The following is a 15,505-nucleotide window of genomic DNA, read 5'->3' as shown; positions in this document are numbered from 1 at the left end:
GATGTGCGATGCGGTCCGCTGGCTTCAAAATTTCGCCGATTCCACTCGCTGACGAGCGTGGCAATGGTCCGATACGAAAGTGAATATGCCGGTAGGTACAAGCACTGGTCGAAGGACGATATCAACCTTCTGAAACGGCTTGCGCGCAAGAACGAAAGCGTTGCCCTGATCGCACGGCGTCTCAACCGCACGGTCGGAGCGGTCCGTACGCGTGCTTCCGCCGAGGGCATAAGCCTTGCGCGGGCTTCGAGCGATGGCGAGCCGACTGCACCGAAAGCACCATCCGGCCAGGGAGCGAATGCTTCGTCGACAGGTCTCTGATATCCATTCAGAAAGCGCTGTAGCGCTTGGTAACCTTCTCCACGGAATGCTTTGCCGCTCCCATTTTCCGTCATCGATGCTGACGCCGACAAAAACCGCGGTCAGATCTGATTTGAATGAGAGCAACTAGAGGTCGATCCCATAACAATCACAACTGCCTTGCACAGAGAGCGCTAACGGTTAAAGATAGCTCTTAGGGGCTATCCGGCTTGGGGCAAACTCGAACCCAGGGAAGTTGAAAAATGCCGAACCCCCCGGAATGGCAGAACATTGATCAGACACCCGAAAATCCCTTCGACAAGAGTACTGATTATGAGGCTTTTCTAAATTATCTCGGAGCTCTGAACCGCCCTTTGACGGTCGCGATGGCTCACCAGCCAATCACCGTAAATCTTGAGGAGCTCAACAACCATCCCGAGTACAAGGAAGCGGCAGCCGGCGCGCTCCAGCAATGGTCCGCGGTAACGCCGCTCCAGTTCGAGCTTGTCACCAGCGGCGAGTATCTGACCGTTGTCAGCCCGGAGATCGGCGAGGAAGATGACGGCAGTGCCTATTCCGCCGGCCGCTATGTCAGTGTCGGCCAGAGATTTCACGATACCGAGCCGCACAAGACCGAACCGGGCGGCTATCTCTTCAACACCTTCGTCCACGAATTCGGCCACGAATGGGGGCTGAACCATCCCGGCGTCTATAATTACGGCGGTCCCGGCGGTGAGCAGATCACCTTTCTTGCCGGCGCGACATGGGTCTATGACCAGCAGCGCTACAGCGTGATGTCCTATTTCGACGGCATCGACGTCGGCGAGCGCACGCGGTGGACATCGACGACGCCGATGGTCGGCGATATCGAGGCGGTTATCCGCCGTTATTTCTCGACGGTTGTCGACGGCGTGAGAACCTACGAGGATATCCAGCTCAACACCGGCGACAATGTCTACGGTTTCGGCAGCACGAAACTCGGTTACGAGCTGACCGCCGCCGGGCCACGCCATGACGTTGGCTTCGTCATCCACGATACGGGTGGCTACGATACGATCGATTTTTCGGGTTCGACCGCGGACACGATCCTCGATCTGCGCGAAGGCCGTTGGTCCAGCGTGAACGGTCACCGCAACAACGTTGCGATCTTCGACGGCCACAACGCCGATGCGACGCAATATTACGTCGAGAAGGGCGTCGGCAGCAGGTTTGACGATATCATTCTTGGCAATGATGGCGACAACGAGCTGATTGGCGGCGCCGGCGACGACAAGATCGCTGGGTTTGCCGGCAACGACAACATCAATGGCGGCGCTGGAGCCGACATACTGGACGGCGGAACCGGAGACGACACGGTCAATGGCGGCGCCGGCGATGACGAGATGGTCGGCGGCGACGGTGCCGATACGCTCAATGGCGCCGGCGGCAACGACAAGCTGGATGGCGGCGCCGGAAACGACAAGCTTGCCGGCGGCGCGGGCGACGACCTGGTCATCGGCGGTGCCGATGACGATACGCTGACGGGTGGCGTCGGCAACGATCGGATGGACGGCGGTGACGGCGCAGACGTTGTGCGCGGCGGCGACGGTGATGACATGATAGCCGGCGGGCGCGACACCCTTGCCAGCCGCGACATCAACAACACGCTTCCCATCCCGTCGCTGGAAGACCAGACCGAAAGCAACGACGGCAATGACCGGCTCTACGGCGAGGCCGGCAACGACACCATCGAAGGCGGCGCCGGCGATGATCTCCTCGATGGCGGAACAGGCGATGATATCCTGCGCGGCATGGCAGGCGTCGACGTCTTCCGGGGCGGCGACGGCTCGGACACGGTCGACTACAGCAAGGAAAGCCCGTTCCAGCTATTGGTCAATCTCGAGCTGAACATCGCCAGCGGCGGCACTGCCTCCGGCGACACTTTCTACAGCATCGAAAACCTGATCGGCTCGGATGACCGCATCGACCGCTTCATCGGCAACGCTGCGGACAACCACTTCCAAGGTCTCGGTGGCGGCGACGTCTTCAATGGCGGCGACGGCAACGACATCCTCGATGGAGCACGCGATGCCGATGTTCTCTATGGCGACGCCGGCGACGACACGCTGATCGGCGGTGCGGGATATGATTATATCCACGGCGGCGACGGCAACGACACGGCGGTCTACACCGGCAGCACAAGAGGCGTGACCGTCGATCTCGCCCAGCATCTGGCTGCTGGCGGTGATGCCGAAGGCAATACGGTGAACGGCGTCAAGGGCGACACCCTGATCTCGATCGAGAACCTTGTCGGTTCAGCCCTCAACGACAATCTCTTCGGCGATGCCGGCGTGAACAGGCTGAGCGGGGGTGCCGGCGACGATGTGCTGGGTGGCGGTGCCGGCCAGGACTATCTCGACGGCGGCGCTGGCAGCGACATGGTTGCGTTCTACGACAGCACGCAAGGTGTCGTCCTCGCGCTCGGTCAGGCCGGCGAAGACACGCTGGTGTCCATCGAGGGAATTGCCGGGTCGGCCTTTGCCGACACCCTGACCGGTGACGCCGGCGACAACAGCCTGGTCGGGCAGGGTGGCGACGACACGCTGGCCGGCGGTGCGGGCAACGACGTGCTCGACGGCGATTTCGTACCGTTCCCGGTCTCGGGCATCGGCATGGGTGACGGCTATGTCACTTTGCCAGCGAGCGCGACGAACAACTCGACTGCCACTGCCGTTGATTTCACCAACGGCTTCTCGCTCGCTGCCGACGCCGAGATACGCGACGCCGCGACCGTGCCGCATTGGACGGTCAACGCTACAGGCAACGGTTCGTCGGGCTTCTACAAGGTGGTGCTGAAAGCCGGCTCGACCATCACTGCCGACATCGACGGCATTGCCGATCCGGACCAGCTCGACAGCTGGATCCAGCTGATCGGCGGCGACGGCACCGTGCTTGCCGACAACGACGACAATGGCGGCGATCCGGGTTCGTCGTCAGGTCGGGATTCCGGGCTCACCTTCACCGTGGAGGAAGACGGCACCTACTACATCCAGGTCGGAAGCTGGGTTCCGGGCAGCGACGGCTTCCAGCCGGTCGTCGGCTCCGGCATTGCCTATGAGCTGAATGTCTCGGTCGCGCCGCCGGCACCTGTCATGCCCCATATCGGCATAGCCGGCAACGACACGCTCGATGGCGGCGAGGGTAACGATACCCTCTACGGCCGGGCTGGCAACGACACGTTGAACGGTGGCCTCGGTCAGGACTATCTCGACGGCGGCGCCGGCACGGACAGGATGGTCGGCGGCGACGGCGGCGATACCTATGCCGTCGATACCAGCAGCGATATCGTCGTGGAGGCAAGGACAGGGACCGGGATTGATCTGGTGAACAGTTCCGCCAGCTTCAGCCTCGGTGGCCAGTTCATCGAGAACCTGACCTTGACCGGTGCGGCCAACATCAATGGCACCGGCAACTCGCTTGCCAACGCAATCACCGGCAATGGCGGCACCAACACGCTTCGCGGGCTCGGCGGCAATGACACGCTGACGGGCGCTGGTGGCAATGACACGCTGGCCGGTGGCGACGGTAATGACACCTTCCTGTTCGCGGATGATTTCGGCCTGGACACCATCACGGACTTCGTCGCCGGCTCGGTGGACGACGTGATCGGCTTTGCAACCGATCTGTTCGAGGACTTCGCCTCGGTCCTGGCCGCGGCAACTCAGGTCGGGTCGAACACCGTGATCACCTATGATGACGACAACACCCTGACATTGCGAAATGTCGCGGTGGCGAACCTGCAGCAGAGTGATTTCCTGTTCGCTGCAGCCTGATCGAAGACGATCGAAATGGACTGTGCGCCGGCCCGGCGCACAGTCTGATGCCTAGCCGTCAGACGTCCAGATTGGCGACGCTGAGCGCATTGTCCTGGATGAACTCGCGGCGCGGCTCGACCTCGTCGCCCATCAGGCGCGAGAACAGCGAGTCGGCGTCGGTGGCGTCGTGGATCTTGACCTGCAGCAGCGAGCGCACATTCGGGTCCAGCGTGGTTTCCCAGAGCTGCTCGGCGTTCATTTCGCCAAGACCCTTGTAGCGCTGCATGGTCAGGCCCTTGCGGCCGGTCGCGAAGATCGCGTCGAGCAGTGCCATCGGTCCCGAGATGGTCTCGGACACCTCTTTGCGCCGCAGTACGGGCGACTGGGCGTAGACTTCGTGCAGGCGGGCGGCATAGCGGTCGAGCGCGCGCGCATCGGCCGAGTTGATCAGCCCCATGTCGAGATGGGCATATTCCTTCACGCCGCGCACCGTGCGCTCGAAAATGAAACCGCCCGGGCCTTCATTCGAGGTCGCGGTGCGGCCCTCCCAGCCGCGCTCGGTATCCTCGGCGATGGCGTCGAGGCGCTGGGCGATGGTTTCGGCCATGGCGTTGGCGCGACCGAGGTCGGAGAAAATGTCCGGGTTGAGTCCGCCAGCGATAGCGGCCTGCTCGACCACCGTCCGCGAGTAGCGCGTGTGCAGCCCGTTAAGCAGGGTACGCACAGCCATTGCATCATCCACCGCGCCACGCAGATCCTGCCCGGTGCGGACTTCGCCTGTCGACTGGGTGAGAGACGCTTCTTCGAGGCCCGAGCCGATCAGGAATGCCTCGAAGGCGCTTTCGTCCTTGATGTATTGCGAGCTCTTGCCGCGCGAAACCTTGTAGAGCGGCGGCTGCGCGATATAGAGGTGGCCGCGCTCGATCAGCTCCGGCATCTGCCGGAAGAAGAAGGTGAGCAGCAGTGTGCGGATATGGGCGCCGTCGACGTCGGCGTCGGTCATGATGATGATCTTGTGGTAGCGCAACTTGTCGGCGTTGAACTCGTCTTTGCCGATCGAGGTGCCGAGCGCGGTGATCAGCGTGCCGATCATGTCGGAGCCCAGCATGCGGTCGAAGCGCGCGCGCTCGACATTCAGGATCTTGCCGCGTAGCGGAAGAATGGCCTGGTTCTGGCGCGAGCGGCCGCCCTTGGCCGAGCCACCTGCCGAGTCACCCTCGACGATGAAGATTTCGGACTTGGCCGGGTCGCGCTCCTGGCAGTCGGCAAGCTTGCCGGGCAGCGAGGTGATGTCGAGAACGCCCTTGCGCCGCGTCAGCTCACGCGCCTTGCGCGCGGCTTCGCGGGCGGCGGCTGCTTCCACCACCTTGGCGATCAGTATCTTGGCTTCAGAAGGATGCTCTTCGAACCAAGTGCCGAGCGCCTCATTGACGAGGCTTTCGACGACCGGACGGACTTCCGACGAAACCAGCTTGTCCTTGGTCTGCGAAGAGAATTTCGGGTCGGGAACCTTGACCGAAAGAACGGCGGTCAGCCCTTCGCGGCTGTCGTCGCCGGTGATGGAAACCTTTTCCTTCTTGGAAATGCCCGAGGATTCGGCATAGCCCGTGACCTGACGCGTCAGCGCGCCACGGAAACCGGCCAGATGGGTGCCGCCGTCGCGCTGCGGGATGTTGTTGGTGAAGGCCAGCACGTTCTCGTGATAGCTGTCGTTCCACCACATCGCCACTTCGACGGTGATGCCGTCGCGCTCGGCCTTGATGGCGATCGGCGAGGAAATCAGCGGCTTTTTCGCACGGTCGAGATATTTGACGAATTCGATCAGGCCACCATCGTAGAGCAGTTCCTGCGTCTTGACGTCGGCGTGGCGCTTGTCGGTCAGCACGATGCGTACGCCGGAATTCAGGAACGCCAGTTCGCGCAGCCGGTGTTCCAGCGTGTTGTAGTCGAACTCCACCATGGTGAAGGTGTCGGTCGACGGCATGAAGGAGATTTCGCTGCCGCTGCGCCCTTCATAGGTGGCGGGGAGCTTGTTCGGCACATAGGTGCCGGTCACCTTGAGCGGCGCATCGGAGTTGCCGTGGGTAAAGCTCATCTCGTGGATGTTGCCGTCGCGGCGGATCTTCAGCTTCAGCCACACCGAAAGCGCGTTGACGACGGAGACGCCGACGCCGTGCAGGCCGCCCGAAACCTTATAGGAATTCTGGTCGAACTTACCGCCGGCATGAAGCTGCGTCATGATGACTTCAGCCGCCGAAATGCCTTCGCCGGTGTGAATATCGGTCGGAATGCCGCGGCCATTGTCGATGACCGTGCAGGAACCGTCGGGATTGAGCGTTACCGTCACCAGGTCGGCATGGCCGGCCAGCGCCTCGTCGATGGCGTTGTCGACGACTTCGTAGACCATGTGGTGCAGGCCCGAGCCATCGTCGGTGTCGCCGATATACATGCCCGGCCGCTTGCGCACCGCATCAAGACCCTTGAGAACCTTGATGGAATCGGCGCCATACTCAGCCTGCGCACCGGCCTGGTTTTCGGTCGTATCGCTCATGAAGTGCTTTCGTCTCTCTATCGCGGGACAGGCGCGCAATTCCATTCCGAATCGCGCGCCCGATCATGTCCTAGATATAGGCGCTTCATGGCTTTTTTCCAAGTTTTCCAAGGATTTTGCCGGGGAAAAGCGAGGAGGACGGAGTGCTGGTCGAGAGCCGGGCAATCATGTTCGCACAGGTTGCTGCCCGTGCGCGTTAAGCGGCCTTGTCGGCTACTGCCTTCATCGGACGCAGAGCCTTCAGAGCGCCGGCCCAGCGGTCAAGTTCGTCGAGCATGGTCGTGGCACCGGTGGTGATGAGATCGTTCGGCTCGAACGCGCCGTCCTTGAGGAACTGCGGATAGTTCGGCACCGGCACGCCTTCGGGAATCGGCACCATCTTCTGCGTCGTCAGCAGCGGCTTGAGCGACTCCACTGCGCGCAGACCGCCGGAGACGCCGGCATAGGACAGGAAGCCGGCCGGCTTGTAGCGCCATTCGGCCGAAAGGTAGGTGATGGCGTTGATGAGCGAGGCCGGCGCGAAGTAATTGTATTCCGGCGTCACGAAGACGAAGGCGTCACCGGCGTCGATCGCCTCGGACCATTTCTTGGTGTGGGCGTTCTCATACTGGCCAAGACGCGGATGCTTGGGCTCGTCGAAGATCGGCAGGTTGAGTTCGGCCAGGTCGACGATAACCGGCTCGAACTTGCCGTGCTTGCGGGCAAAATCGGCGAACCACTTGGCGAACACCGGGCCGACGCGGCCGGGGCGGGTGCTGCCGATGATGATGTTGAGTTTCTGTGTCATAGTCGTGATCCTGTGGGAGGATTAGGTATCCAATGGTAACCGAGTGTACATAAGCGCTCTTGTGTGCAGTGCACAAGAGGGAACTTTTCGGTAACTTGGGAAGGTTTTGGTGACACAGCGTTCACCAAACGCGGTGCGACAATGCCCTCGCATGGACGCTGGCCATCGGCGCGCCTACATAGAAGGGACCCGAATGGAGCAATTGATGGATATCGCCCCAGCGCCTTTCGTCCCGCCCGCGCCGAAGCCGCGCACCTCGCCGCCTTCGACGCTGGAGATGATCCGCATCGTCTACCGCAACCCGCTCGAATTGTGGGGCGAGCCTTCCTACAACGAGCCGTGGATTTCGGTGAACGGCGTCGGCGGGCCGCTGGTCATCGCCAACGATCCCGGCCTGATCCGCCACGTGCTGGTCGACAACGCCAAGAACTACAAGATGGCGACGGTGCGCCAGAAAATCCTGCGGCCGATCCTGCGCGATGGGCTGCTGACGGCGGAAGGCGACGTCTGGAAGCGCTCGCGCAAGGCGATGGCGCCGGTGTTCACGCCGCGCCACATCTTCGGCTTCGCTGGGCCGATGTTGAAGCGCACGCAGGAATTCGTCACGCGCTACGAAGAGGAACCCGGCACCGTCGATGTCGCCCACGACATGACCCTGCTGACCTACGACATTCTGGCCGAAACGCTATTTTCAGGCGAGATCGCCGGCGAGCCGGGCAGTTTTGCTCGCGAAATCGATCGCCTGTTCGAGACGATGGGCCGTGTCGATCCGCTCGATCTCCTGCGCGCACCCGACTGGATGCCGCGCCTTACCCGCATTCGCGGCCGCAAGACGATGGCCTATTTCCGCAAGATCGTCACCGATACGGTGTCGATGCGCACGGAACGACTGGCGCGTGACCCAGATAATGTACCCGAGGATTTCCTGACGCTTCTCCTGCGTGCCGAAGGGCCGAACGGCCTGACGCGCGCCGAGATCGAAGACAACATCATCACCTTCATCGGCGCCGGCCATGAGACCACGGCCCGCGCGCTCGGCTGGACCATCTATTGCCTCGCCGAAGCACCCTGGGAGCGCGACAAGGTCGAGGCCGAGATCGAGGCTGTGCTGGCGCGCGAGCCGGACCCGACGAAATGGCTCGACGCCATGCCGCTGACCCGCGCCGCCTTCGATGAGGCGCTGAGGCTCTATCCCCCGGCGCCGTCGATCAATCGCGAGCCGATCGAGCCGGAAACCTACAAGGACCTCTACATTCCCAAACATGCAGCCGTGCTGGTCATGCCGTGGGTCGTGCATCGGCACCGCAAACTGTGGGACCAGCCCGACGCCTTCATGCCGGAGCGGTTCCATCCCGGAAACCGCGAAAAGATCGACCGCTTTCAATATCTGCCCTTCGGCGCCGGCCCGCGCGTCTGCATCGGCGCCAGCTTCGCCATGCAGGAAGCGATCATCGCGCTGGCGATCATGCTGTCGCGCTTCCGCTTCGATACCGTCGCGGAGACCAAGCCTTGGCCGGTGCAGAAGCTGACGACACAGCCGCAGGGCGGCCTGCCGATGCGGGTGACACGGCGCTGAGGGAGGGATGGTGAGCGACGCTCCTTCGGCTTTGCTGGTGCGGATAACCGGGCGGGTCCAGGGCGTCGGCTTTCGTATGTGGACACAGGACGAGGCCGAAAGGCTCGGGTTGCGCGGCTGGGTGCGCAACGAACGGGACGGCTCCGTCACGGCGTTGATTTCTGGCCCCGGCGAAGCCACTGCGGCCATGCTGAAGCTGTTATGGAACGGACCGCGCGGGGCGGTGGTGTCGAAGGTGGAGACCGAGGCGGCAAGTGCGGAGGCCGCACCTGCCGGCTTCGAAATCACCGCCTAGACCAGCGCAAAAATCCGCGCAGGTCCGCCCGTCGCACCCTTGATCTTCGGCGCGCCGACCACGATGGTCGCGCCCTTCACCGGCACCTTGTCGAGATTGGCGACGCCCTCGATGCCGTAGCGGCCGCTGGGCAGCCAGGTGTTGTGCACGATGAAATCGGGCGAGGGGCCGTGATCGAGCGACAGCGTGTCGACGGCGATCGCCTTGATCGACGGCTGCTCGATCAGCAGCTGCGCGGTTTCGACATGGAAGCCCGGGAAATGCATGGTCTTGCCGTCGTCGCCGACATTGCGGAATTTTTCCGTCGCGACATGATCGCCCCAGCCCGACAGCAGCGCCACCACCGCACCTTCCGGCAAGTCGCCATTGGCGCTCGTCCAGGCTTTGATGTCGTCCGGCGTGAGCTGCGCGTCGGGATTTTCCGCCGCCTTGGCACGGATGTCGATCACCACCAGCGGCGCGATCAGGTCCTCGACCGGCAGTTCGGCCACCGATTTGCCGTCGGCGGTGAAATGCAGCGGCGCGTCGATATGCGTGCCGGTGTGCTCGCTGATGCGCCATTCGTTCAGGTTGAACGTGTCCTTGGCGTGGCTGAATTTCTGGTCGATGAAAAGCTGCTGCCCGCCGAAATAGGTCGGAAACTGCTCCCAGATTTCATGAGTGAGATCCTCGGCCTTCTTGGGAGCTTCGGCGGCAAAAAGCGGCCGTGACGGCAAGGCCGTGGCAAGTGCTGCAGCACCCGCTGCCGCGATAGTTCCCTTGAAGAAGCTGCGGCGGCTGAGCATGCCCGCCTTGACGGATTCCATTACGCAGTGATGGCACATGATACCCCTCTTCATTCTGGTTGACGGAGGGAGTTTGTTCCACGGTTGCCGCAACGGCAAGTGCCTGATCTTGCGCGTTTAGTTGCGCCCGTGAAAAACGTTTTCGATATGCACCGGCCAGCGGCGCGGCAGCACCGCCACCATGTCGAAACGCACCGACAGCTTTCCATAATCGGGCTGGCGCGACAGCCACAGGTCGGCCGCGCCCTCGATGCGGCGCTCGGAGCTGTAGGCGAGGGCTTCCATGGCTGAAACCAGCGTCGGCCGCGCCTTGACCTCGACGATCAGCACGAGGTTGCCGCGCCGCGCAATCAGGTCGATTTCGCCGAGTTTTGTCCGGTAGCGCCGGGCGACGATACGATAGCCTTTGAGCATCAGGGCAAGGGCCGCCAGCCATTCGCCGCGGTGGCCGCGTTTGTAGGCCTTGATCCGCGCGCTGGCGTCAGTCACCCGTACCTTCCCTGAGTTCGAGCAGGCGGCGGTAAAGTGCCGGCTTCTGCCCGCCGGTCATGCGTGCGGCTTCGGCGGCAGCCTTCGACGCCGGCATTTCCCTGGCCAGCGACAGCAGCAGGCGGTCGATGTCTTCCGGCCCGGTCACGGCCTGTTCTTCCGGCGGGCCGACGCAGATGACGATCTCGCCCTTGGGCGTCGGGGCTTCGGCATAATGCGCTGCGAGCGCCGCGAGGTTGCCGGTGCGCATCTCCTCGAATCTCTTGGTCAGTTCGCGGCCGATGGCGGCATGGCGGTCGCCATAGACGTCGGCCATGGCGACAAGCGTGTCGGCCAGCCGCCGCGGCGATTCGAAGAAGATCAGCGTCGCCGGAATGGCGGTCAGTTCGGAAAGCCGCGTGCGCCGCTGGCCGTCCTTGACCGGCAGGAAACCGGCAAACAGGAAAGCGTCGGAGGGCAGGCCCGACGCAGTCAGTGCGGCCAGAACCGCCGAAGCGCCGGGTATCGGCACGACGCGGATGCCCTTTTCCAGCGCCTGCCCGACCAGCCTGTAGCCGGGGTCCGAAACCAGCGGCGTGCCGGCGTCCGAGACCAGCGCCACGCTCTGCCCGGTTTCCAGCGCCTCGATCAGGCGCGGACCGGCCTCGGCGGCATTGTGCTCGTGATAAGGCGTCGGGCGCTGGCGGATGCCGTAGCGTTCCAGCAGAATGCGGGTAACGCGGGTGTCCTCGCAGGCGAGGATATCGGCGCCGGCCAGCGTTTCCAGCGCGCGCAGCGTGATGTCGCCGAGATTGCCGATGGGCGTGGCGACGAGATAGAGCGCGGCTTCCATCGGACGGGCGGCCACCTCCGTCTGCCCGATCATGAAACTCTTCCTGCCGTCTGCCCGCACGCCGTATTCTCCTTGAGCTCCCTCTTTGGCACGCCGTCGGTCGCCTTGCAAAAAACCTTTCGGCCCTTACGTAAATTTTGCCGCAATCGGGAACGAAACCATGCGCGTCGGGTTTGGCATGTTCATTCGGGAGGATCCAATGCAAGGCCTTCAGCTACAGGACGTGTTCCAGCCCTACTACGCCGACCGCAGGAGTTTTCTCGCTGACGGTGCAATGGCGCCGGCTCCGAAAACCGAGCGCAAGGACAGCGACGAGACCGGCGATAAAAAGCCGGTCACGCCAGAGCCTAACTCGAAAAAGGCCTGAAGATACAATGCCCAATCACTTCGATGCATTCCTGCCGCGTCTGGAAAAACGGCACGCCGACGAGCGTCCGTCAGACCCGGTAGGCGACCAGAACAGCACCCGCGGCAATCAGCGCGACGCCAAGCCAGTTCGCGCCGCTCAGCCGCTCGCCGAGAAACACCACGCCAAACACCGCGACAAGAACCACGCTTAGCTTGTCGATTGGCGCGACCTGCGCGGCGTTGCCCAGCTTCAGCGCGCGGAAATAGCACAGCCACGACGCCCCCGTCGCCAGTCCCGACAGGACGAGGAAGCCGTAGGTCTTTCCCGAGATTTCGCCCGGATTCTGGAACTGCCCGGTGGCGAAGACTATCCCCGCCAGCACCAGCAATATGACCACGGTGCGGATCAGCGTCGCGAAATCCGAATTGATGTTTTCGATGCCGACCTTGGCGAAGATCGCGGTCAGCGCGGCGAAGGCGGCTGAAAGCAGTGCCCAGAACTGCCAGGAGGTGAGGGCGGAATTCATTGAATGGTTTCCTGTTAAAGCAGTAGGAGATTGTTCGTTACGGGACGATTGCGCAATCGTGCGTGAACTTTATCCCCCTCTCCGTCTCGGCTTCGCCGAGACGGAGAGGGGGCTTTGACGCACAAAAACGATCGTCCAATTCCGTGCCCACTCTTTTCATCAACGGAGGGCGCGGTGCGGCGTCCTACCGCGCCAGATCGGCCACCACCGCGTCCAGCACGATCATGCCCGAGGCGGTTGCGCGCAGGCGTGAATTTCCGACGGGCGCGATCAGTCCTTCGCCTTGCAGGATCGACATGCGGGGTGAGGAAAGCGCGCGGCCTGAAAGCCGCTCAAAGCGGTCGAGGTCGATGCCCTCGGCAAGCCGCAGTCCCATCAGCAGGAACTCGTCGGCTTCCTCGGAACGCGTCAGGGTCTCGCCGCCGATGACGCCATGCCCATTGGTCTCGACAAGATCGAGCCAGCTTTCCGGCATCTTCTCGGTGAAGGTCACCACGCGGCGGTCATCCTCGATGAAGCGGCCATGCGCGCCGGGGCCGACGCCGACATATTCGCCATAGCGCCAATAGGTCAGGTTATGGCGGCTTTCCGCACCCGGGCGTGCGTGGTTGGAAATCTCGTAGGCAGGCAGGCCACGCGCAGCGGTCACTTCCTGCGTAATCGCGTAGAGGTCTGCCGACGCTTCGGCATCCGGCAGTTCGAATTTATGCGCGGCGTAAAGCGTGTGGAAGCGCGTGCCTTCCTCGATGGTCAGCTGGTAAAGCGACAGATGGTCGGCGGCGTGGCCGATTGCCTGTTCGAGTTCAGCGCTCCACGCTTCCGGCGTCTGGCCGGGGCGGGCGTAGATCAGGTCGAAGGAAAGGCGCGGAAAGATTTCGCGCGCCAGTCCGATCGCGTGCAGCGCCTCGGAGACATTGTGCAGGCGGCCCAAAAAGCGCAGGTCGGCATCGTTCAGCGCCTGCACGCCGAGCGAGACGCGGTTGACGCCGGCTGCGCGATAGCCGCGAAAGCGCTCGGCCTCCACGGACGATGGATTGGCCTCCAGCGTGATCTCGATGCCGTCCGGCACGGTCCAGTTCTTGGCCACGGCATCCAGCACCCTGGCCACCGTTTCGGGCTTCATCAGCGAAGGCGTGCCGCCGCCAAGGAAGATGCTGGTGACCTCGCGCGGGCCGGTGCGCTCGCGCATCGTCGCAAGCTCGGTCTCGAAGGCGCTGGCGAAGCGTTCCTGATCGACCGGCTGGTGGCGGACATGGCTGTTGAAGTCGCAGTAAGGGCATTTGGCCGCGCAGAAAGGCCAGTGGATGTAGACGCCGAATCCCGGTTCGCTGCCCGTCAATGCCTTGTCCTTCACGCCGAGCCGAGCATGGCGCGGGCGAATTTCTGGAAGGCGCGGGCGCGGTGCGAAAGCGCCTCGTCCTGGCCCGGCTTCCAGCCATGCTTCTGCTCGGCCGTCATCTCGCCGAATGTCAGATCGTGCCCGTCCGGCATGAAGACCGGATCGTAGCCGAAACCCTTCTCGCCGCGCGGCGGCCACACCAGCGTTCCCTCGGCCTCGCCGCGGAAATATTCGGCATGTCCGTCCGGCCAGGCAACGCAGATAACGGCGACGAAGCGGCCCTTGCGATCTTCAGGGTCGGTCGCGCCGACCTCGTGAAGGGCCACTTCCGTGCGCTGCATAGCCATGCCGAAATCACGTGTTCCGTCGGGCTTTTCGGCCCAGTTGGCGGTGTAGACGCCCGGCTGGCCGCCGAGCGCATCGACGACGAGGCCGGAATCGTCCGACAGCGCCGGCAGGCTGGTCGCCTTGGCCGACGCGAATGCCTTGATAAAGGCGTTTTCCTCGAAGGTCGTTCCGGTCTCGTCCGGCTCAGGCAGGCCGTATTCCTTGGCCGACTTGGCCTGGAAGCCGAACGGCGCCATCAGGTCGGCGAATTCCCGCAACTTGCCTTCATTGTGGCTGGCGACGACGATTTCCCGTTCGGTCAGAATGCGCATTCAAAGTCCCCAGATGCGTGGTTCGGCAAATTCTATCGAATTGCCTGAGGGATCGCGGATATAGATCGAGCGCCCTTCGTTTGGCCATTCGAAATCGGCCTCGATGGCGATGCCTTGGGCCTCGAAGGTGGCCTTCCACCGCACGATCTCGTCGGCGGTCGCGGCGAAGCACAGATGTCCTTCGCCTGTCGTGCCATGCGGTGGAATCGGCAGTTTCGCGCCGGCCGCAAGCTGGTTTCTGGTTGCTTCTGCGTTGAACAGCAAAAGCACGCCTGGCCCGCAGCGGAAGAACACGTGCCGGCCTTCGGCTTTCAAGATCATGTCCAGCCCCAGCACACCGCCATAGAACCGCTCAGCCTCGTCGAGGTCGGTGACGTAGAGCGCGGATTCGAGGATGGCGGAAGGCTGCATGGCTGAACCTCAAGCGACCGCCATCTGCTGCAGGCTGACTAGCCGGGAAATACCCTTCTTGGCCAGCGCCATCAGCGCGGCGAATTCTTCTTCGGTGAAGGGTGCGCCCTCGGCCGTACCCTGGATTTCGACGATGCCGCCCTTGCCGGTCATCACGAAATTGGAGTCGGTGCCGGCCGATGAATCCTCGAGATAGTCGAGGTCGAGCACCGGCTGGCCGTCATGGATGCCACAGGAAATGGCGGCGACGTGATCCTTCAGCACCTTGGAAACGCTGACCATCTGGCGCGCTTCCATCCAGCGCAGGCAGTCATGCAGTGCGACCCATCCGCCGGTGATGGCGGCCGTGCGCGTGCCGCCGTCGGCCTGGATGACGTCGCAGTCGACCGTGATCTGCATTTCGCCGAGCGCCTGCATGTCGACCACGGCGCGCAGCGAGCGGCCGATAAGGCGCTGGATTTCCAGCGTGCGGCCGCCCTGCTTGCCGGAAGAGGCTTCGCGGCGCATGCGGTCGCCGGTGGAACGCGGCAGCATGCCGTATTCGGCCGTCACCCAGCCCTTGCCGGTGTTGCGCATCCAGCCGGGAACCTTTTCCTCAAGGCTTGCGGTGCACAGAACATGGGTGTCGCCGAATTTGACCAGGCACGAGCCTTCCGCATGTTTGGAGACGTTGCGCTCGAAGGAGATGGCGCGCATTTCGTCGAATTGGCGTTTGGAAGGGCGCATACGGTTCTTTCTGTGAAAATTGGTGGAGTCGTCGCGGCTTGTAGCTCCATGCCGTTTCCGGCGCAAAGGAAAACCGGCCATGTTGT

The 15,505-nt window shown here is 63.0% G+C and carries 15 protein-coding genes; 5 read left to right on the top strand and 10 right to left on the bottom strand.

Going from position 1 to position 15,505, the window contains the following annotated elements; translation table 11 throughout:
- Positions 1 to 63 precede the first annotated feature (63 nt).
- Together DZG07_RS22545 and DZG07_RS22540 are read left to right on the top strand one after the other, a co-directional pair.
- Complete coding sequence (locus tag DZG07_RS22545) at positions 64 to 321, top strand: hypothetical protein (protein ID WP_091917272.1); 258 nt, start codon at positions 64 to 66, stop codon at positions 319 to 321.
- A 242-nt stretch (positions 322 to 563) separates the two neighbouring features.
- Positions 564 to 4,112 carry a pre-peptidase C-terminal domain-containing protein gene (locus DZG07_RS22540; protein WP_091917273.1) on the top strand — a complete coding sequence of 1,183 codons (3,549 nt, stop codon included), beginning with the start codon at positions 564 to 566 and terminating at the stop codon, positions 4,110 to 4,112.
- Positions 4,113 to 4,170: 58 nt separating this feature from the next.
- Here the strand turns inward: DZG07_RS22540 and gyrB are convergent, their stop codons facing one another.
- Together gyrB and DZG07_RS22530 are read right to left on the bottom strand one after the other, a co-directional pair.
- Complete coding sequence (gene gyrB, locus DZG07_RS22535) at positions 4,171 to 6,645, bottom strand: DNA topoisomerase (ATP-hydrolyzing) subunit B (RefSeq protein ID WP_119821009.1); 2,475 nt, start codon at positions 6,643 to 6,645, stop codon at positions 4,171 to 4,173.
- 196 nt (positions 6,646 to 6,841) lie between these two features.
- Entirely contained in the window at positions 6,842 to 7,432 is a 591-nt protein-coding gene (locus DZG07_RS22530) for an NAD(P)H-dependent oxidoreductase (RefSeq protein ID WP_119821007.1), read from the bottom strand.
- Between the two features lie 205 nt (positions 7,433 to 7,637).
- Between DZG07_RS22530 and DZG07_RS22525 the strand changes: the two genes are divergently transcribed.
- Complete coding sequence (locus DZG07_RS22525) at positions 7,638 to 9,008, top strand: cytochrome P450 (protein WP_119821005.1); 1,371 nt, start codon at positions 7,638 to 7,640, stop codon at positions 9,006 to 9,008.
- 10 nt (positions 9,009 to 9,018) lie between these two features.
- Positions 9,019 to 9,303 (top strand): acylphosphatase, encoded by a 285-nt coding sequence (locus DZG07_RS22520; RefSeq protein ID WP_348626400.1) that lies wholly within the window; start codon positions 9,019 to 9,021, stop codon positions 9,301 to 9,303.
- Here the strand turns inward: DZG07_RS22520 and DZG07_RS22515 are convergent.
- The 3 genes from DZG07_RS22515 to rsmI all read right to left on the bottom strand — a co-directional run bounded on the left by DZG07_RS22515 (position 9,300) and on the right by rsmI (position 11,442).
- Positions 9,300 to 10,127 carry a cyclase family protein gene (locus DZG07_RS22515; protein ID WP_119821002.1) on the bottom strand — a complete coding sequence of 276 codons (828 nt, stop codon included), beginning with the start codon at positions 10,125 to 10,127 and terminating at the stop codon, positions 9,300 to 9,302. The two genes, DZG07_RS22520 and DZG07_RS22515, sit on opposite strands and share 4 nt — an antisense overlap.
- Positions 10,128 to 10,205: 78 nt before the next feature.
- Complete coding sequence (locus tag DZG07_RS22510) at positions 10,206 to 10,577, bottom strand: YraN family protein (protein ID WP_119821000.1); 372 nt, start codon at positions 10,575 to 10,577, stop codon at positions 10,206 to 10,208.
- Complete coding sequence (rsmI, locus tag DZG07_RS22505) at positions 10,570 to 11,442, bottom strand: 16S rRNA (cytidine(1402)-2'-O)-methyltransferase (protein ID WP_119820998.1); 873 nt, start codon at positions 11,440 to 11,442, stop codon at positions 10,570 to 10,572. Before rsmI ends, DZG07_RS22510 begins: the two co-directional genes overlap by 8 nt.
- A 166-nt stretch (positions 11,443 to 11,608) precedes the next feature.
- Between rsmI and DZG07_RS22500 the strand changes: the two genes are divergently transcribed.
- Complete coding sequence (locus DZG07_RS22500; protein WP_162931699.1) at positions 11,609 to 11,776, top strand: hypothetical protein; 168 nt, start codon at positions 11,609 to 11,611, stop codon at positions 11,774 to 11,776.
- Between the two features lie 70 nt (positions 11,777 to 11,846).
- On the opposite strand, the gene DZG07_RS22495 is transcribed toward DZG07_RS22500, so the two are convergent.
- The 5 genes from DZG07_RS22495 to rph form a co-directional block, all read right to left on the bottom strand.
- On the bottom strand, positions 11,847 to 12,284 hold the full coding sequence (locus DZG07_RS22495; RefSeq protein ID WP_091917280.1) for an EamA family transporter: 438 nt from the start codon (positions 12,282 to 12,284) through the stop codon (positions 11,847 to 11,849).
- 184 nt (positions 12,285 to 12,468) lie between these two features.
- Entirely contained in the window at positions 12,469 to 13,623 is a 1,155-nt protein-coding gene (hemW, locus tag DZG07_RS22490; protein WP_119821992.1) for a radical SAM family heme chaperone HemW, read from the bottom strand.
- An 11-nt stretch (positions 13,624 to 13,634) separates the two neighbouring features.
- Positions 13,635 to 14,282 (bottom strand): RdgB/HAM1 family non-canonical purine NTP pyrophosphatase, encoded by a 648-nt coding sequence (gene rdgB, locus DZG07_RS22485; RefSeq protein ID WP_119820994.1) that lies wholly within the window; start codon positions 14,280 to 14,282, stop codon positions 13,635 to 13,637.
- Positions 14,283 to 14,693: a VOC family protein gene (locus DZG07_RS22480; RefSeq protein ID WP_119820992.1), complete on the bottom strand. Its 411-nt coding sequence runs from the start codon at positions 14,691 to 14,693 to the stop codon at positions 14,283 to 14,285.
- A gap of 9 nt (positions 14,694 to 14,702) precedes the next feature.
- Positions 14,703 to 15,419 (bottom strand): ribonuclease PH, encoded by a 717-nt coding sequence (gene rph / locus DZG07_RS22475; protein WP_091917344.1) that lies wholly within the window; start codon positions 15,417 to 15,419, stop codon positions 14,703 to 14,705.
- Positions 15,420 to 15,505: the final 86 nt, after the last annotated feature.

It is taken from the genome of Mesorhizobium sp. DCY119 (genome assembly GCF_003590645.1).
Lineage (GTDB): Bacteria > Pseudomonadota > Alphaproteobacteria > Rhizobiales > Rhizobiaceae > Mesorhizobium_M.
This window is presented reverse-complemented; position numbering and strand designations above follow the sequence as displayed.